Genomic DNA, 17759 nt, shown 5'->3' on the forward strand with positions numbered 1-17759 from the left:
ATTCCTGCGCATTACTTGACGCAAGGCCGATGCCGAGTTGTAGCCGGCGCACCCCTACAGCCGGCGCAACGTCACGTCCACGGCCGCGTGCTCAATCGTTGCGGTCATGTAGGTACAGTGCGGCTGCCTGCGGCGATCCGTCGGCGAACCCGGGTTGAGCAGCCGCAGTCCGGTCGTTGTCGTGGTGTCCCACGGGATGTGGCTGTGGCCGAACACCAGCACGTCGGTGTCGGGATACAGCCGCGACATTCGCGCGTCGCGGCCCGCTGCGCCGCCTGTCTCGTGCACCACCGTGAAGCGCAGCCCGGCCAGGTCCGCGTCCGCGCGTTCGGGCAGCCGCGCGCGCAACTCGTCACCGTCGTTATTGCCCCAGCACGCGATCAATCGGCTGCACCGCGCCTCGAGCCTGTCCAGCAGGTCCGGCGTCACCCAGTCACCGGCGTGGATGACGACGTCAGCCGTGGCGACCTCGTCCCAGACCTGCGCGGGCAGGTCTTTGGCGCGTTTCGGGACGTGGGTGTCGGTGATCAGAAGGAGCCGCATAAGTTCTATGCATACCCGGGCGCCATCAGGATCAGAGGAGAGACCATGCGCACCTTCGAGTCAGTCGCCGACCTCGCCGCCGCAGCGGGGGAAACCATCGGCCAGAGCGACTGGGTGACGATCAGCCAGGAAGAGGTCAACCTGTTCGCCGACGCGACCGGTGACCACCAGTGGATCCACGTCGACCCGGAGAGGGCCGCGAAGGGGCCGTTCGGGACCACTATCGCCCATGGGTTCATGACCCTGTCGCTGCTCCCGCGGCTGCAGCACGACATGTACACCGTCAAGGGCATCAAACTGGCAATCAACTACGGCCTCAACAAAGTTCGCTTCCCGGCGCCGGTGCCGGTGGGGTCGCGGGTACGTGCGACAAGTTCGCTGGTCAGCGTCGACGACGTCGGCAACGGGGCCGTGCAGGCGATTGTTTCGACGACCGTCGAGATCGACGGCTCACCCAAGCCGGCGTGCGTGGCCGAAAGCATCGTCCGCTACATCACCTGACCCTCGCGAGCAGACGGCCACCTCCCTTGCGCGAGCAGACACAAACTCGCACGCGGAAGCCCGAAATAGTGCGATTTCGCGTCTGCTCGCGGGGAACGGCGACCCCTAGAACTCGGCGATGGAGTGCTCCAGCCGGGCGGCCAGCCGGGCCTCCGCTTCCGCTTTGCGCGTCGGGATGTGCTGGGACGGGAAAGGTGTTGTCACGGGCTGATATTCGCGAAGCGTGCGACGGGCCACGGTCATCTTGTGCAACTCCGTCGCGCCGTCGGCGATGCCCAGCGACTCGGCGGCCACCAGCATCTTGACGAACGGCATCTCGTCGGACACCCCGAGCGCGCCGTGCAGGTGCAGGGCGCGCTGCGCGACATCGTGCAGCACCTGAGGCATCGCGACCTTCACTGCCGCGATGTCGCGACGCACCTTCTGGTAGTCGTGGTGTTTGTCGATCAGCCACGCGGTGCGCAGCACCAGCAGCCGGAACTGCTCGATCTGGATCCAGCTGTCGGCGATCTTCTCCTGAGTCATCTGGAAGTCGGACAGCCGCCCGTGCCGGGTCTGACGGGACACGGCGCGCTCACACATCATGTCGAAGGCGCGGCGCGCCAGCGCAATTGTGCGCATCGCGTGATGAATGCGGCCGCCACCGAGGCGGGTCTGCGCGATCATGAACGCCTGCCCCTCGCCGCCGAGGACATGATCGGCGGGCACCCGCACGTCGCGATAGCGAACGTAGCCGTGGGTGGCGCGCTTGGATGATTCGGCTCCCACGCCGACGTTGCGGATGATCTCGATGCCGGGCGTCTCGGCCGGCACGATGAACAACGACATCTTCTCGTACGTGCGGCCCTCCGGGTTCGTGACGGCCATGACGATGAAGAACGACGCATGTTTGGCGTTGGTGGAGAACCACTTCTCGCCGTTGATGATCCAGTCGTCTCCGTCACGGGTGGCCGAGGTGACGAACAGTCCCGGGTCCGAACCGCCCTGCGGTTCGGTCATCGAATAGCAGGAGGTGATTTCACCGTCCAGCAACGGCTGCAGGTAACGCGCCTTCTGCTGCTCGGTGCCGAACAGGGCCAGAATCTCGGCGTTGCCCGAATCCGGTGCCTGACAACCGAATACCGACGGCGCCCAGCGGGAACGCCCGAGAATCTCGTTGAGCAGCGCCAGTTTGACCTGACCGAAGCCCTGCCCGCCGAGTTCGGGACGCAGGTGGGCGGCCCACAGTCCCTGCTCCTTGACCCGCTGCTGCAACGGCCGCAGGACCGCCATCATCTCGGCGTTCTGCTTGTCGTACGGGTCCAGCGCAACGAGATCGAGCGGTTCGAGTTCCTCGACCATGAATTTCTCGACCCAGTCCAGCTTTGCCTGGTATTCCGGGTCCGTTTCGAAATCCCACACGGTTGGCCACCGTTCCCCGGCGCACCGTCGCGCCGGCATCGTTTGAGTCACACCATCGTAGGATCAGCGCAGTTTGGGCAGCACGCTGGTGCGGTAGAACTCGATCGCGGCCGCGGGATCTTGCTGCGGGAAGTGCAGAAACGGCACCGCACCCGCGTCGAGAACCGATTGCACCGCCTTGATGTGGGTGGCGGCGTCGGTGCCCACCGCCCAGTTGGCCAGCACCTTGTCCGTGGGGTTCGAGTCGGCGGCGCGCTGGATCTCGACGGGGTTGGGCTGATCGACGGCGCCGGCAGTGAATCGCCACAGGGCCGCGGCGCGCGCCGCCGCCGCACCGTCACCGACGACGGCGAACAACTCGGCACGCTTGCCCAGGGTGGCCGGGTTGCGGCCGGCCTGCTGTGCGCCCGCGTTGAAAGCGGCCAGCAGCTCGGCGTTCTTGATGTCAGGAGCCTGGGCGATCCACCCGTCGCCGTATCGGCCGGCCAGGGTGGCGCTCCTGGGTCCGCCGGCGGCCACGAAGATCGGCGGCGGCGTGGCCGGGACGTCGTACAGCTTCAGCGCATTGGTCTGAAAGTACTTTCCCGCGAACGAGACTCGCTCACCGCTCCACAACTGGCGGATCAGGTCGATCGCCTCCGCCAACCGGTCGTGGCGCTCGACGTAGTTGCCGTAGGTGTTGGTGGCGGCCTGCTCGTTGAGTCGCTCGCCGGTGCCCACGCCCAGAAACACCCGCCCCGGACTCAGGATGGCCAGCGACGCGAACGCCTGTGCCACCGTTGCCGGGTGGTAGCGATAGGTCGGGCAGGTCACCCCGGTGCCGAACGAGATCGCGCTTGTGCTGTTTCCCACCAGTGCCAGCGTCAGCCACGGGAACATGGAGTGGCCCTGGTTGTCCTGCCACGGCTGGAGATGATCGCTGGCCCAGACATATTGGAAACCGGCCCGTTCGGCCGCCTGCGCCTGCGCGACCAGCTGATCGGTGCGGAACTGCTCGTGCGACAACACGAATCCGACACCCCGCGGCTGCGCCGGACCTGCCGGGGCGTTGCCGCCGCCGGACTGGCAACCCGACAGACCGGTGGCCGCGGCGATGCCGACCCCGGCGGCCAACTGCGCCACGCCCCGTCTCGAGATACCGGTCATCGCATCCGAATACCCTTGCCCCTCGTCGTCACACCTTCATGCAAGAGGCTGGCGCGCCCCGCGCGACGCACCTACCGTGAGTGACGTGACTCCACAGGCGCGTCCGGCGCAAAGAGCTGATGTCCGCGAGTTGGGCCGAACCCTGGGCCGCGCATTCTTCGACGATCCGGTCACGATGTGGATCCTGCCCGACGACGACGCGCGGCGGAAGCACATGGGCCGGGTGTTCGCCACCATGACCCGCCACCACCATCTGCCCCGCGGCGGCGTGGAGGTGGCCTGCGATGGACCCGGCATCGGTGCGGCGGCGCTGTGGGATCCGCCGAATCAATGGAAGGAGTCGCGCTGGGCGGAACTGGCTCAGCTGCCCACCTTCCTGTGGGCGTTCGGCGCGCGATCCAACCGGGGGCGCCTGTTGCAGGAAATCATGAAACGCGAGCATCCGGAAGAACCGCACTGGTACCTGGCCGTCATCGGCAGCGACCCAGACGTTCGCGGCCGGGGCTTCGGACAGGTGCTGATGCGGTCCCGGCTGCAGCGTTGCGACGCCGAGTACTGCCCCGCCTACCTGGAGTCGTCCAAGTCCGAAAATGTGCCCTATTACGAGCGTTTCGGTTTCCGGGTGACCGGGGAGATCACGCTTCCCGGCGGTGGTCCTACGCTGTGGCCGATGTGGCGCGATCCGCAGTGACCGCGCAGTTTGCCGACAAGACCGCGTTCATCACCGGCGCAGCAGCCGGACTGGGGCGTGCTTTCGCCCGGGCGCTGACCGCCCGCGGAGCCAACGCCGTGATCGCCGACATCGATACCGCGAGTGCCGGCCAGACGGCCGCCGAACTGACATCACAAGGCGCCAGCGCGATCGCGGTGCCCTGCGACGTCGCCGACGAGCACCAGGTCGAGGCCGCAGTGGCGGCATCGGTCGAAACATACGGCGGCATAGACATTCTCATCAACAACGCCGGCCGGCATCTGATGAAGTACAACCAACCGTTCGGCGCCCTGTCCCGCGACGACGTGCGCGGGATGTTCGACGTGAACGTGATGGGCGTGATCAATTGCACTCTGGCGTGCCGTGATTCGATGCGCGACCGCGGGGGCGGGGTGGTGCTGAACATGTCGTCGACGGCCGGCTACGCCAGCAGCACGCCGTATGGGGTCTCCAAGCTCGCGGTGCGCGGTTTGACGGTCGCCTTTGCCTCCGAACTCTCGCCGGATCTGATCCGCGTCAACGCGATTGCGCCCGGGCTGACCAACACCGAGAGCGCGCTTGCCGATGTGCCGCGTTCGCTGGTCGAGGATTACGTGCATGGTCTGCAGTTGGTGCACCGGATCTGCACGATGGACGACGTGGTGGCCGCGATGCTCTACCTGTGTTCGGACGCGGCGTCATTCGTCACCGGCGAAACCCTCAAACTCAGCGGCGGTTACCCGTTGTCGGTGTGACCGGGGTTTAACTCGCAGGCCGCTGGGAAATTACCCGGCTATGGATACCGGCCCCGGCGACACTCTGGACCCGAGCGAGTCCACCGACTCCGACGAGGTGCGCAACGACGACGGCGACACCGTTGTCGATCCGCCCGAGGGCTGGAGTGAGGCCGACAAATTCGGCATGACCGCGCGAGAAGAGCGGGAGGGGGAGTCGCTTGACCAGCGCCTCGCCGAGGAGGAGCCGGACGTCATCCCGGATGTCGAGCCACCCGACGTGACCCCTGGCCGCGCGCACCGTGGCCAGATCGACGGCACACCGGAAGACGGCGACTCGCTGTTCGAAGTCGTCGACGACTGATCAGGGTTCGCTCTTCCACGACGCAACGCCGATGGTGATCATGCGGAGCTGTTTGACCGCGATCCGGTGAATCTCCTCGAGGGCTTCCGTGCTCTGGGCGTCTTCGATCGCCTCGGCGGTGACGATCATCGCGTTGACGAACAGACTCGCCAGGACGTTGAGATCCTCGGTGCTCCATTCGTTGAGCCGCGGGAAGCGCGCCAGGTCGGTGGCCAGCTCCGAGACGATCAGCCGGATCTCGGTGCGGATCGCGTACCGCAGTACGGACACGCCAGTGGAGCGCTCGCGGGAGATGAAGCGCCAGTGCTCGCGCTGGTCCGCGACGCTGCCGATCAGGATCTCCACCGATGACTCGATGACCCGGCTGGGGTCCAGCTTGCCGGCACGGGCGCCGCGCAGCGTGTCGCGCAGGCTGCGGAACGATTCGTCGATCAGGACCAGGCCGAGGGCCTCCATCGACTCGAAGTGGCGGTAGAAGGCCGCGGGGACGATCCCGGCTTCGCGGGTCACCTCGCGCAGGCTCAGCCCACTGAAACTGCGGTCGTTCAGCGCCTTGAGCGCCGCGGCGATGATCGCCCGCCGGGTCGCTTCCTTGCGTTCCTCACGCGAGGGCGTGTCACGGGTGCTTTCGCGGCCCCGTTCCCGGCTCGACCGCCGCGGGTGTGAGCTAGGAGTACGACTGTTCACTATGTGAACCGTAACACAGAACGGGTGAAAACCCTTGACCACCTGCGCCGATCGATGACACGGTGTACACATGTTCACTCAAACTTTTACTCGGACGATCGCCAAGCGAGTCCTGAGTTCCGACCTCGTTGATCTGCTCACCGGGCCGCACGGCGTCGACCGGTACACCGAGCTTGTCACGCCGACCTGGACCTCGGGACAGGCCCGCGCGAAGGTGGTCGACGTGCGGCGAAGCACGCCGCGCAGCGTCACCCTGACGCTGGCTCCCAATGCCGCGTTCACCGAGCGCTACCGTGCCCGCGCCGGCCAGTTCGTCAACGTGACCATCGAGATCGACGGCCGCATGCACTCGCGGTGCTACTCCCCGGCAAACGTCGAAGGCAGTGCCGAGATCGAGCTGACCATCGGTGTCCATGACGGTGGCCTGGTGTCGAGCTACCTGTATGAGCGGGCTCGCCGCGGCATGGTGGTCGGCCTGGACGGGGTCGGCGGGGACTTCGTCCTGCCGGAGAAAATGCCACGGCGCATCCTGTTCATTTCCGGTGGCAGCGGCATCACTCCCGTGATGGCGATGCTTCGCACGCTGGTGGCGCGGGGTCACCTGGCCGATGAAGGGGGAGAGATTGCGTTCGTGCACTACGCCCGCACCCCCGAGGAAGCGTGCTACCGGGAAGAGCTGGCGGCGATGCGCGGGGTTCGGGTATTGCACGGGTTCACCCGTTCGGGTTCGGGTGATCTGAAGGGCCGCTTCGGCGCCGGGCATCTGGCCGTCGCGATGGAGTCGCCCGACGCGGTGTTCGTCTGTGGGCCCGACGCTTTGGTCGACGCCGTCAAAGGCCTCTGTGAAAATGTGTTCACCGAAAGTTTCGTCCCGCCGGTGTTCGCGCCGCCGTCCGACCCGACGGGTGGCCGGGTCAGTTTCGCGGACAGCAAGGTCGACGTCACCGACGACGGTCGCTCGCTGCTGGAACAGGCCGAAGCGGCCGGCCTGACGCCCCAGAACGGCTGCCGGATGGGTATCTGCCACACCTGCACGCGCCGCAAGACCTCCGGCACCGTGCGCAATCTCGTCACCGGCGCCGTCTCCACCGCCCCCGACGAGGACGTGCAGATCTGCGTCAGCGTTCCGGTCGGCGACGTCGATATCGCCCTCTAGTCAACACCCACCTCAAGGAGGAAAAGCCATGTCACAGAACAAGATCACGCTGACCAAGGAGCAGGCTGACGCCTTCGGCCGCGAGCTCGACGCCATCAGGGAACGGGTGCTGGCCGACCTCGGCGAAGAGGACGCCGAGTACATCCGCAAGGTCATCAAGGCCCAGCGCGCCCTGGAGGTCGGCGGCCGCGCGCTGCTGTTCCTGCCCCCGACCTGGTTGTTCGGCACCGCGATGCTGGGCTTCGCGAAAATCCTGGACAACATGGAGGTCGGGCACAACATCATGCACGGCCAGTACGACTGGATGCGTGACCCGACGATCTCCGGCCGCGACTTCGAGTGGGACAGCGCGTGCCCGTCGGACCAATGGCGGCACTCGCACAACTACATGCACCACACCCACACGAACATCGTCGGGATGGACCGCGACATCGGCTACGGCATCCTGCGGATGAGCGAGGACCAGCGCTGGCAGCCGTACTTCCTGGGCAATCCGGTCTACGCGTTCCTGCTGATGGTGCTGTTCCAGTACGGTGTGGCGCTGCACGAGCTGGAAACCGAGCGGATCCGCGCCGGCGAGATCTCGATACGGGACAAGCGCGACACCCTGCGGGAGATCTGGCAGAAGGTCCGCCGCCAGACCCTCAAGGACTACGTCGCATTCCCGCTGCTGGCCGGACCGTTCGCGCCGTTCGTCTTCGCCGGCAACCTCACGGCGAACCTGATGCGCAACGTGTGGGCGTACACGATCATCTTCTGCGGCCACTTCCCGGAGGGCACCCAGGAGTTCACCATCGAGGAGACCGAGGGTGAATCCCGCGGCCAGTGGTACTTCCGCCAGGTGCTCGGATCGGCGAACCTGACCGGCGGCAAGTTCTTCCACGTCATGTCGGGCAACTTGTCCCACCAGATCGAGCACCACCTGTTCCCGGACATCCCGGCCCGCCGGTATGCCGAGATCGCGCCTGAGGTGCAGGAGATCTGCGAGCGCTACGGCATTCCCTACAACAAGGGGCCGCTGCTCAAGCAGTTCGGCACGGTGGTCCGCAAGATCGTCCGGCTGAGCGTTCCGGACTCGTGGCACCGCAAGGCAAAGGCCGAGCCGAAGGCTGCGGAAAAGGAGCTGATCGCCGCATAGCTTGACCCGCCCAACCGAAGCCCGGGGCTCGAGAAATCGATGCTCCGGGCTTTCGGGTGGAGAATGGGCCAAATGGAGTGGACCGGCGCGCGATACTCGGACAAACCGACGGTGGAATCCTGGACATGGGTGGACGCCGAGCCGCAGCGAGTCTGGAGTCTGGTCTCCGATATCGAGTTGATGCCGACCCTGAGCAACGAGCTGCAATCCGTGGCCTGGCTGGACGGGGTCAGCGAGCCACGCGTCGGCGCCAGGTTCGTCGGGCACAACGAACACGATGCGTTCGGACGCTGGAGCACGACGTCGCAGATCGTGTCGTTCGATCGGCCCCGCGAATTCGCCTGGGCTGTCGGCGAACCCGAATATCCCGCGGCTACCTGGCGATTCCGGCTGACACCGCGCGACGGCGGGACCGTGCTCTCGTTCTGGACGCAGATGGGTCCGGGCCGCTCGGGATTGTCCAATGCCATCGATGCGATGCCGGACAAGGAACAGAAGATCGTGTTCGTCCGGATGCGGGAGTTCGAGGCCGCGATCGACAAGACCCTGGCCGCGATCAAGAGGCTGGCCGAGCACGGGGTGCGGTGATGCGCACCGCGACGACGGTCGAATTGTCCGCTTCCCAAACCGCGCATGCGGCCGAAACGGTCGAGTTCGTGGTCGAGGCCGAGCGCCTGGGACTCGACATGTGCTGGGTCGCCGAGGCCTGGGGAGCCGACGCCCCGTCGGCGCTGGGCTATCTCGCGGCACGCACCGACGCGATGCTGCTCGGATCAGGCGTCATTCAGGTCGGCACCCGATCACCGGTGCTCGTGGCCCAGACCGCGATCACGTTGTCCAACCTCTCGGGAGGTCGCTTCCTGCTCGGTTTGGGTGCGTCGGGGCCCCAGGTCATCGAGGGCCTGCACGGCGTCGCGTTCGACAGGCCGCTGTCCCGCATCCGCGAAACCGTCGAGATCGTCCGGCATGTCTTCGAAGGCGGCAGAATCTCCCATTCCGGCAAGGAGTTTCAAATTCCACGGCCGGGCGGAGAGGCCAAGCCGATGCGGTTGTCGACCCGCCGCGAGCATCCGATCCCGATCTACCTGGCTACCTTGTCGCCGGCCATGCTGCGACTCACCGGCCGGCTCGCCGACGGCTGGCTGGGCACCAGCTTCGTGCCCGAGGGTGCCGATCAGGCCTACTTCGCCCATCTGGACGAGGGCTTGGCCGCCTCCGGCCGCACCCGCGCCGACCTGGACATCTGCCAGGGCGCCGAGGTCGCCTTCGCGGCCGACGAAGACGCGTTGCGCGAGATGGTGGCCGGACGCAAGGCGGAACTCGCATTCAGCCTCGGCGGCATGGGTTCGGCCAGCACCAATTTCTACAACCAGGCCTATTCCCGGCAGGGCTGGGGCGAGGTGGCCGCCGCGGTGCGGGAACGCTGGCAGGCCGGCGACCGGCCGGGGGCCGCCGCGCTGATCACCGACGAGATGGTGTTGGCCACTACGCTGATCGGCACCGAGGAGATGGTGCGCGCCCGGCTCGGGGTGTGGCGCGACGCGGGTGTCGACACCGTGCGGCTCTACCCTGCCGGCGAGACGCTGGACGACAAGCTCACCACGCTGGGCCGGGCGATCGAGTTGGTGCGCGCCACATCGCGCCGAACGTGAACTAAGGGCGCGTTTTTCGCGATTTTTCCGCCGCCATTGCACGCTCGCGAGGGGCTAGGATGGCGCGACCGGCGCGTCGGAGATCTTTACCAGCCGGACCTCGGGACGCGCCGGTACCGCGTCGGTGAGAAACCACCGGAAGGCCAGGTTGCCGCGCGGATACCCCAGTGTTGTCAGCGAATTGGGATGAGCCGTTCGGGCAGCGGACAACACGATCGTCACCGAGCCGTCACTGTTGGCAACCGCGCTGTGCCCGTTGACCGAACAACGCGCGTCGCCGGCCCCGTAGGTGGCCATGAACTGGTTCCACACCAACATGTTCCAGAAACGGCATGTCGGCGGTCGGTGCGTGATGACCAGCGCTTCGTCCTCCTCGAGCACGAAGCTGCCGTAGGCGTAGCAGGCGTCCCGCGCCGACCAGCCGAAGTTGGCGTCCGGAACCTGATACGGTTCTGCGAATTCATTTGCGGCATGCGCGACTTCGTGCCCGAGCGCATGGGCGTCGTCGGCACGCGTCCCGACCGGCAGGGGAACGATGGCGAACATGGTGCGCAACCAGGTGGCCGCCGCGCGCAGCCTGGCCGCGGTTTCGGAATCACCGTGCTTGATCGGCTCGGGCTCATCGAGCGCCTCGATATTCCAGACGACGGGCCGGCCGGTCAGCGGGTCGGCCTGGTAGTCGCGCGTCATCAGCGCGGCCGCGTCCGGCGTCGGGGGGAACTCGAAGGAGAAGTTGCCGTCGGCGTCGATCTCGACGTCGGAGTCACGGATGATCGCGACCACGCGGTCCGACCAGGCGCCGGGCGAGGGCTCGTTGTAAGCCGTCACCGAAAAGTACACGCTGTCACCCTTATTGCCGCTGATGCGATAGCGGCGGTCCGGATCGACGGGGCACATGTAGTAGTAGGCGTCGGTGTTGTCCCCACCCCACCGGCGATCGCGCCGGAACGGCGTGTTCACCGCGACGAACTGGGGACGACCGGGCTCGGGGAACAGGTAACTGTCGAGGGCCACCCCCAGGGTGGCGCCGAGCATGCGGTAGCCGTCGGCGACGTGCCGGTCGTCGGTGACCGCACGGTCGCCCTCGAGGAAGGAACGGTCGAGTTCACCGAGGGCGCTGAGCAATTCACGCCAGGCCACCGTCGATTCGTGCGTCGTCATGTGCTGATTCCTCTCAGGAGCAAAGTCGTCGTGCGGTCGATCCAGGCGTCATCGAGTGCCGCGGCACGGGTGAGAAGGCCAAGCAGTGTCACGCCCGCCAGGGCTTCGGCGAGTTCGGGAGCGGTCACGTCGGGCCGGACCTCGCCTCGCGCCGCTGCCTTCCCAAGCAGGTCGCTGAGCCCGCCGCCGATGAGGCCGCTGAAACGTTCCAACAGCGCCGCGTGCAGGGTGGGGTCGGTCGCCATCTCGCCGATCAGGCCCGGCAGTGCCGCCCTGGCTGCCGGGGTGCTCAGAACTTCCATTGTGCGGCAAACCATTTCGCGCAGATCCTGGCGCAGCGAGCCGGTGTCCGGTATTTCGGTTGCGGCACCGATGGGGAACACCGCCTCGTGCACGAGGTGCGCCTTGCTCGGCCAGCGCCGGTAGATCGCGGGCTTGCTGGTACCGGCGCGCCGGGCAATGGCGGATACCAGTAGACCGGGATAACCGGTTTCGGCCAGCAGTTCGACCGTGGCGTCCAGCACCGCCGCGTCGATGCGCGGGTCACGGGGCCGGCCGAGCTCTTCTACCATTACGAAACTCAGAGTAACATAAGTCGCCGTGACCGAAACCGTAGTGCTGGACGATCTGGCCAGGCCCCGCTTCAGCGCCGAGGCGCAGCCGATCCTGGACATGATGGCGGGGCTGGCGCCGGACTGCCCGCTGGATGCTGATGCTCTGTGCGCCAAGGCAAGTGCCGACACCGGCCTGGATGACTTCGGCCCGGCGGACTACCGGGAACGACTCGATGTCTACCTGTCGGCGCTCCGCGACATCGACGGACTGCACCCGGCCGGGGTGGTCAACTTCTACGGCCAGCTGCTGCAGTTGCTGAAGAACCGGCTGCTGTTGGCCGACCTGCTGCGCCGCCATCCGGAGATCAACGACATCGAGCTGCGCTCGCCGGTGGTGATCGCCGGGCTGCCCCGCACCGGCACCACCCATCTGCACAATCTGCTGGCCTCAGCGCCCACCTTCCGCACCATGCCCTACTGGGAGAGCAACGAGCCATTCCCGCTGCCCGCTGAAGCCGGCATCGCGCCGGACCCGCGGCGCGCGCGCATGGATGTCGCGGTCAGCGTGATCAACCTGGTGATGCCGCATTTCGCGCTGATGCACGAGATGACGACCGATCATGTCCACGAAGAGATCCAACTGCTGGCCAACGACTTTTCGACGATGCTGTTCGAGACGCTCGCGCACGTGCCCGGCTGGCGTGACTACTACCAGGCCCACGATCAGACCCCGCACTACCGCTACCTGGCCACCCAGCTCAGGGCGATGCAGTTCCTGCGCGGTGGCCGGCGCTGGCTGCTCAAGTCGCCGCAGCATCTCGAACAGGTGCCGGTGCTGAACAGGGTCTTCCCGGACAGCATCGTGGTTTTCACCCACCGCGACCCGGTGCCGGTGGCGCTGTCGATGGTCGCGATGATCACCTATTCCGCGCGCATGCACCGCTCTCCGGTTCCGGTCGAGGAGATCGCCGGGTACTGGATCGACCGCCTCGAACAGATGCTCAACGCCCTGGTCCGCGATCGCGACGTGATCGGCCCGGACCGATCCGTCGACGTCCGGTTCGGCGACTTCATGGCCGATGAGCTCGGCGTGGCGGAGCGGCTCTACGCCCTGGCCGACGAACCTTTCACGGACGCGGCGCGTGCGGCGATCTCCGGCTACCTGGCCGGCCATCAGCGCGGCCGGCTGGGCACTGTGGCCACGTCTTTTGAGATGTTCGGACTCGCCGGGGACGACTTGCGGGCCCGGTTCACGCCCTATGTCGAACGCTTCCTGAAGTAGGTTCTTTGACCATGACCATCTCCATTCCCAACCTGGACGGCGTCGAACACCGGTTCATCGATGTGGGCGGGGGAGTGACGATTCACGTCGCCGATGCCGGCCCGGCCGACGGACCGGCGATCATGCTCGTGCACGGTTTCCCGGAGAATTGGTGGGAGTGGCACGAGTTGATCGGGCCGCTGGCCGCTGACGGCTATCGGGTGCTGTGCCCGGATCTGCGCGGGGCGGGCTGGAGCTCGGCGCCGCGATCGACCTACACGAAGGACGAGATGGCCGGTGACCTGGCGACGGTGCTGGACAAGCTGGGCATCGCCACGGTCAAGCTTGCCGCGCACGACTGGGGCGGCCCGGTCGCCTTCATTCTGATGCTGCGCCACCCGGACCGGGTGACCGGCTTCTTCGGGATGAACACCGTCGCGCCCTGGGTGAAGCGCGATCTGTCTTCGGTCCGCAATATCTGGCGACTCTGGTACCAGATTCCGATCTCGCTGCCGGGCATCGGGCCGCGGTTGCTCAGCGACCCCAAGGCCCGCTTCGCCCGTGCCCTGGGAAAGTGGGTGGGCGGAGGGTTCAACATCCCCGACGAAGACATCCGCCTCTATATCGACTGCATGCGTCAGCCCGGGCACGCCGAGGCCGGTTCGCGGTGGTACCGGTCATTCCAGACCGGGGAGATGCTGCGCTGGATGCGGGGGGAATTCGACGATGCGCGGGTGGAGGTGCCGGTGCGCTGGCTGTCCGGGGTCGAAGACCCGGTGATCACGCCCGACCTGATCGACGGATATGCGGACCACATAACGGATTTCGAGGTCGAGCTAGTCGACGGGGTGGGGCACTGGATCGTCAGTCAGCGTCCCGATCTGGTGCTGGACAGACTGCGCGCGTTTCTCAGGGTTTGACGACGATCCGGATCGGGTTGCCCTCCTGGCGCTCCAGCATCTCGATGCCCGCGTGGATGTCCCGTAACGGGACGATCTGGCTGATGGACCGCGAAAGATCAAGGCGGCCATAGGAAACCAGCTTGGCCAGGGTCTCGATGTCGACGTTCTGGTAGCCGAGATGCCCCAGCGCCTGCTTGCGGCTTAACCCGAACATGGCGGTGGGTCCCACCGTCGGCGACTCCGCGCTCATTCCCACGCCGACCAGTCGGCCGCCCGCGGTCAGTGAGTCCAGCGCCTGCTCGAAGGTCACCTTGAGTCCGACGGCGTCGAACGCGACGTCCAGCTTCCGGCCGCCGGTGACCTCGGCGATCTTGTCCTGCAACCCGTCGTCGCGGGTGTCGAACGCATAGTCCGCCCCGATCTCGAGCGCGCGCTCCAGCACGGCCGGGTTGATGTCGAGAGCGATCACCGGTACCGCGCCGACCAGCTTGGCGAGCTGCACGATATGTGTGCCGACACCGCCGACGCCCCACACCCCGACTGACTCCCCGATCGCGACCTTCCCGGTACGCACGACGGCGCCGAACGGCGTGGAGACCGCGTCGGCCAGGATTGCCGCCTGCTCGAGCGGGACGTTGTCGGGCACCCGGGTCAAACCGGCCGCCTGCGCCAGGGTGTATTCGGCCCACGCGCCGTCATAGGCGAACGCCATCAACTGAATTCGCAGACAATTGACCACGTCGCCGCGCCTGCAGTTCGGGCACGTCTGGCAGGGGCGTCCCGCGGCGACCACCACCCGGTCGCCCTCGGCCCAACCGGTCACTTCGGGACCGAGCTTGGCGATGGTGCCCGACGCTTCGTGGCCCTGGGTCACCACCGGCGCCTGGGAAGGGAAGGTTCCGTTGATCAGGCTGAGGTCCGAGTGGCAGATGCCGCAGAACGCAACCTTGACCAGAACCTCGCCGGGCCCGGGTTCGGGAATCGGAACTTCTTCCAGCACAACCGTTCTGGTGTCGGCGTAAAAGCGCTCGGCGAGCATGGTGGCCGTCACTGGACGCCGATCGTGACTTCGGTGCACTTGATGAACACCGCCGCGGGCTGACCGGCCTCCAGGCCGAGGTCGACCTCGGTGATAGTGCCCTTGAGTTGGTTGCGGGTTGATAGGCGCATCGTTGGAGCGTAGCCCCGTGCCGCGATCGAGTGTGCGGGCACGGCTTCGGGTGTGTGTCTACCGCGGGATCTACGCGGTTTCAGCGCAATAGGCGCATACTCGAATCCGCTGGTGCACAGGTGAACTAGTGTCGCGGCCCGAGCAGGGCAACGGACGCGTCAACGGCCGGTTCGACGATGCTTCGCACCGGCCGGCCGTCCTCGACCGCCAGCGCCACCAGTTCCCGCAGGCCGCCCACCAGGATCACCGCCAGCGGGACGGTCAGGGGCGGGAGATCAGCGCGCCGGAAACCCGGGCTGCCACTGAGATTGACCAGCAGGCCGGTGAGCAGCTCGAGACCTTGGCGCTGAACCGGGCGGGCGTAATCGCCCAGCGAGGGCAGCTCGCGGATCCAGCTCAGCGTGATGGCCGGCCGGGATTCGATGTTGCCGACGTAGCCCTCGACGGCCTGGCGGATCTGCTGGTGCCAGTCGGCCTCGGGGTCGACCGCTACCCGGATGTCTTCGGCCATGATCTCGATCTCGGCGCGCAGCAGGTCCAGGAAACACTGTTCCTTGCTGGCGAAGTGGTCGTAGAACGTGCGTTTGGAGGTGCGGGCGTGGCGGACGATGTCGGCGACCGTCGTGGCCCGGTAGCCGCGCTCGCCGATCGACGCGGCGAGGCCGTCGAGCAGTCGCAGCCGGAACGGATCGGGTTGCGCCGCAACCGCGTCATCAGCCACTGCCGTCACGATCGGGCCCTTCGCTTGTCAGGTTTGGTACCACAGAGTACCGTACAGGGAAAGCCTTTGGTACACCGCAGTACCACCCCTGATCGAGGGGGCAGAACGTAGGGAGTAACACCTCCGTGAGCCAAGCCATCGACGCGCCCGCCGTGCCCGAAGTCAAGCTGCCGCCGTCCACCCACATCCCAAAGCTGTTCCAGGGCCTCATCTTCGCGTTCTCCCGCAAGGGAATGATGCGACGCCTGACCGCCCGATACGGCTCCGCGGTCACCATGCACATCCCCATGTACGGCCACATGGTGATGGTGTCGGATCCGCAGCTGGCCAAGCAGGTGTTCACCACCAGCCCGGACGAGCTGGGCAACATACAGCCCAATCTGAGCCGGATGTTCGGATCCGGGTCGGTGTTCGGGCTGGAAGGTGACGACCATCGCCGCCGGCGCCGGTTGCTGGCGCCGCCGTTCCACGGCAAGAGCATGAAGAACTACGAGACGATCATCGAGGAGGAGACCCTGCGCGAGAGTGCCGGGTGGCCCGAGGGGCAGTCGTTCGCGACGTTGCCGTCGATGATGCACATCACGCTGAATGCCATCCTGCGTGCGGTGTTCGGCGCCGAGGGTGCCGAACTCGACGAGCTGCGCCGGATCATTCCGCCGTGGGTCACGCTGGGCTCCCGTCTGGCGGCGGTGCCCAAACCCAAGCGGGATTACGGCCGGTTGAGCCCGTGGGGCAGGCTGTCCGAATTCCGGCGCCAGTACGACCTGGTCATCGACAAGCTGATCGACCGCGAGCGGTCGGACCCGAACTTCGCCGACCGCAACGACGTCCTCGCGTTGATGCTGCGCAGCACGTACGACGATGGTTCGGTCATGTCGCGCAAGGACATTGGCGACGAACTGCTCGCGCTGCTGGCAGCCGGACACGAAACCACCGCCTCTACGCTGGCCTGGGCCTTCGAGCGGATCACCCGCCACCCCACGCTGCTGGCCGACCTGGTCGAAGAGGCCGATAACGGCGGCAGCGAGCTTCGGCAGGCGACGATTCTGGAAGTTCAGCGCGCCCGTACCGTCATCGACCTCGCCGGACGGCACGTATACCCGCAGACCTACCGACTCGGCGAGTGGGTGATACCCCGCGGGTATTCGATCATCGTCAACATCGGCCGGATACACGACAACCCGGACGTGTTCCCGCATCCCGAGCGCTTCGACCCGCAGCGCTATATTGGCGGCAAGCCGTCGGCCTTCGCGTGGATACCGTTCGGCGGCGGCACCCGCCGTTGCGTGGGAGCCGCGTTCGCCAACATGGAGATGGACGTGGTGCTGCGAACGGTGTTGCGTCAGTTCGTCGTTGAGCCCACCACTGCCCCGGACGAGCGGTGGCACGGCCGGGGCGTGGCGTTCGTCCCCAAAGACGGCGGCCGGATTGTGGTGCGGCGCCGCACAACTCAAGGGCCTACTGACTAGCGGAGGCCCGTCGCGGCAGCTTCCAGCCCGGCCGCACGTAGTGGCAGGTGTACCCGTTCGGGTAACGCAGCAGGTAGTCCTGGTGCTCGGGCTCGGCCTCCCAGAAATCGCCCGCCGGGCTGACCTCGGTCACCACCTTGCCGGGCCACAGGCCGGACGCCTCGACGTCGGCGATGGTGTCCAGCGCCACCCGCTTCTGCTCGTCGTCGACGTAGAAGATGGCCGAGCGATAACTCATGCCGCGGTCGTTGCCCTGGCGGTTCTTCGTGGTCGGGTCGTGGATCTGGAAGAAGAACTCCAGCAGAGTGCGGAAGTCGGTGGCCGACGGGTCGAACACGATCTCGACGGCCTCGGCATGTGTGCCGTGGTTGCGGTAGGTGGCGTTGGGTACGTCGCCGCCGCTGTAGCCGACCCGCGTGCTGATCACTCCCGGCTGCCGCCGGATCAGGTCCTGCATTCCCCAGAAGCAGCCACCGGCGAGGATGGCTTTCTGCGTGCTCGTCATTG

Annotated in this window: 21 protein-coding genes; 11 read left to right on the top strand and 10 right to left on the bottom strand. The window is 66.6% G+C overall.

Annotated features, from left to right (window positions below; genetic code table 11):
- Positions 1–54: 54 nt before the first annotated feature.
- Entirely contained in the window at positions 55–543 is a 489-nt protein-coding gene (locus tag AO501_RS01845) for a metallophosphoesterase family protein (RefSeq protein WP_055576052.1), read from the bottom strand.
- Positions 544–588: 45 nt separating this feature from the next.
- On the opposite strand from AO501_RS01845, the gene AO501_RS01850 reads away from it, so the two are divergent.
- Positions 589–1044: a MaoC family dehydratase gene (locus AO501_RS01850; protein WP_055576164.1), complete on the top strand. Its 456-nt coding sequence runs from the start codon at positions 589–591 to the stop codon at positions 1042–1044.
- Between the two features lie 105 nt (positions 1045–1149).
- On the opposite strand, the gene AO501_RS01855 is transcribed toward AO501_RS01850, so the two are convergent.
- Positions 1150–2445, bottom strand: a complete 1296-nt coding sequence (locus AO501_RS01855; protein WP_197419731.1) for an acyl-CoA dehydrogenase family protein — start codon at positions 2443–2445, stop codon at positions 1150–1152.
- A 63-nt stretch (positions 2446–2508) separates the two neighbouring features.
- A complete protein-coding gene (locus AO501_RS01860; RefSeq protein WP_055576054.1) occupies positions 2509–3591 on the bottom strand; it encodes a F420-dependent hydroxymycolic acid dehydrogenase in 1083 nt (360 codons plus the stop codon).
- Positions 3592–3676: 85 nt separating this feature from the next.
- Between AO501_RS01860 and AO501_RS01865 the strand changes: the two genes are divergently transcribed.
- From AO501_RS01865 to AO501_RS01875, 3 genes are read left to right on the top strand one after another with little or no spacing between them, the layout of a single operon-like run.
- On the top strand, positions 3677–4282 hold the full coding sequence (locus AO501_RS01865; protein ID WP_055576055.1) for a GNAT family N-acetyltransferase: 606 nt from the start codon (positions 3677–3679) through the stop codon (positions 4280–4282).
- Positions 4279–5037, top strand: coding sequence for an SDR family NAD(P)-dependent oxidoreductase (locus tag AO501_RS01870; protein WP_197419732.1), 759 nt, complete (start codon positions 4279–4281; stop codon positions 5035–5037). The genes AO501_RS01865 and AO501_RS01870 overlap by 4 nt, the downstream gene beginning before the upstream one ends.
- A gap of 40 nt (positions 5038–5077) precedes the next feature.
- Positions 5078–5380 (top strand): hypothetical protein, encoded by a 303-nt coding sequence (locus AO501_RS01875; protein ID WP_055576057.1) that lies wholly within the window; start codon positions 5078–5080, stop codon positions 5378–5380.
- Here AO501_RS01875 and AO501_RS01880 read toward each other — a convergent pair whose 3' ends face one another.
- On the bottom strand, positions 5381–6067 hold the full coding sequence (locus AO501_RS01880) for a TetR family transcriptional regulator (RefSeq protein ID WP_055576058.1): 687 nt from the start codon (positions 6065–6067) through the stop codon (positions 5381–5383). It lies immediately after the preceding gene.
- 70 nt (positions 6068–6137) lie between these two features.
- Between AO501_RS01880 and AO501_RS01885 the strand changes: the two genes are divergently transcribed.
- From AO501_RS01885 to AO501_RS01900, 4 genes are all read left to right on the top strand, one after another.
- The gene (locus AO501_RS01885) at positions 6138–7223 is read left to right on the top strand and encodes a flavin reductase family protein (protein ID WP_055576059.1); all 1086 of its coding nucleotides are present in this window, start codon (positions 6138–6140) and stop codon (positions 7221–7223) included.
- Between the two features lie 28 nt (positions 7224–7251).
- A complete protein-coding gene (locus tag AO501_RS01890) occupies positions 7252–8361 on the top strand; it encodes a fatty acid desaturase family protein (protein WP_055576060.1) in 1110 nt (369 codons plus the stop codon).
- A gap of 72 nt (positions 8362–8433) precedes the next feature.
- Positions 8434–8949, top strand: coding sequence for an SRPBCC family protein (locus AO501_RS01895; RefSeq protein WP_055576061.1), 516 nt, complete (start codon positions 8434–8436; stop codon positions 8947–8949).
- Positions 8949–10013 carry an LLM class flavin-dependent oxidoreductase gene (locus AO501_RS01900; RefSeq protein ID WP_055576062.1) on the top strand — a complete coding sequence of 355 codons (1065 nt, stop codon included), beginning with the start codon at positions 8949–8951 and terminating at the stop codon, positions 10011–10013. Before AO501_RS01895 ends, AO501_RS01900 begins: the two co-directional genes overlap by 1 nt.
- Before the next feature lie 54 nt (positions 10014–10067).
- Here AO501_RS01900 and AO501_RS01905 read toward each other — a convergent pair whose 3' ends face one another.
- Both AO501_RS01905 and AO501_RS01910 read right to left on the bottom strand, forming a co-directional pair.
- Positions 10068–11174 (bottom strand): DUF1214 domain-containing protein, encoded by a 1107-nt coding sequence (locus AO501_RS01905; RefSeq protein WP_055576063.1) that lies wholly within the window; start codon positions 11172–11174, stop codon positions 10068–10070.
- Complete coding sequence (locus AO501_RS01910; protein ID WP_055576064.1) at positions 11171–11746, bottom strand: TetR/AcrR family transcriptional regulator; 576 nt, start codon at positions 11744–11746, stop codon at positions 11171–11173. Before AO501_RS01910 ends, AO501_RS01905 begins: the two co-directional genes overlap by 4 nt.
- A gap of 100 nt (positions 11747–11846) precedes the next feature.
- Between AO501_RS01910 and AO501_RS01915 the strand changes: the two genes are divergently transcribed.
- Positions 11847–13010 (top strand): sulfotransferase family protein, encoded by a 1164-nt coding sequence (locus AO501_RS01915; protein WP_371935026.1) that lies wholly within the window; start codon positions 11847–11849, stop codon positions 13008–13010.
- An 11-nt stretch (positions 13011–13021) separates the two neighbouring features.
- Positions 13022–13909: an alpha/beta fold hydrolase gene (locus AO501_RS01920; protein WP_055576066.1), complete on the top strand. Its 888-nt coding sequence runs from the start codon at positions 13022–13024 to the stop codon at positions 13907–13909.
- Here AO501_RS01920 and AO501_RS01925 read toward each other — a convergent pair.
- From AO501_RS01925 to AO501_RS01935, 3 genes are all read right to left on the bottom strand, one after another.
- Positions 13899–14942: a zinc-binding dehydrogenase gene (locus AO501_RS01925; RefSeq protein WP_055576067.1), complete on the bottom strand. Its 1044-nt coding sequence runs from the start codon at positions 14940–14942 to the stop codon at positions 13899–13901. The two genes, AO501_RS01920 and AO501_RS01925, sit on opposite strands and share 11 nt — an antisense overlap.
- On the bottom strand, positions 14939–15061 hold the full coding sequence (locus AO501_RS39970; protein WP_269435158.1) for a hypothetical protein: 123 nt from the start codon (positions 15059–15061) through the stop codon (positions 14939–14941). Before AO501_RS39970 ends, AO501_RS01925 begins: the two co-directional genes overlap by 4 nt.
- Positions 15062–15186: 125 nt before the next feature.
- Positions 15187–15792 carry a TetR/AcrR family transcriptional regulator gene (locus AO501_RS01935; RefSeq protein WP_055576068.1) on the bottom strand — a complete coding sequence of 202 codons (606 nt, stop codon included), beginning with the start codon at positions 15790–15792 and terminating at the stop codon, positions 15187–15189.
- Positions 15793–15908: 116 nt separating this feature from the next.
- Between AO501_RS01935 and AO501_RS01940 the strand changes: the two genes are divergently transcribed.
- Positions 15909–17252, top strand: coding sequence for a cytochrome P450 (locus AO501_RS01940; RefSeq protein WP_055576069.1), 1344 nt, complete (start codon positions 15909–15911; stop codon positions 17250–17252).
- Here AO501_RS01940 and msrA read toward each other — a convergent pair.
- Entirely contained in the window at positions 17242–17757 is a 516-nt protein-coding gene (gene msrA / locus AO501_RS01945) for a peptide-methionine (S)-S-oxide reductase MsrA (protein WP_055576070.1), read from the bottom strand. The genes AO501_RS01940 and msrA overlap by 11 nt on opposite strands.
- Positions 17758–17759 lie beyond the last annotated feature (2 nt).

Source organism: Mycobacterium gordonae (genome assembly GCF_001417955.2).
GTDB classification, from domain to species: Bacteria; Actinomycetota; Actinomycetes; order Mycobacteriales; family Mycobacteriaceae; genus Mycobacterium; species Mycobacterium gordonae_B.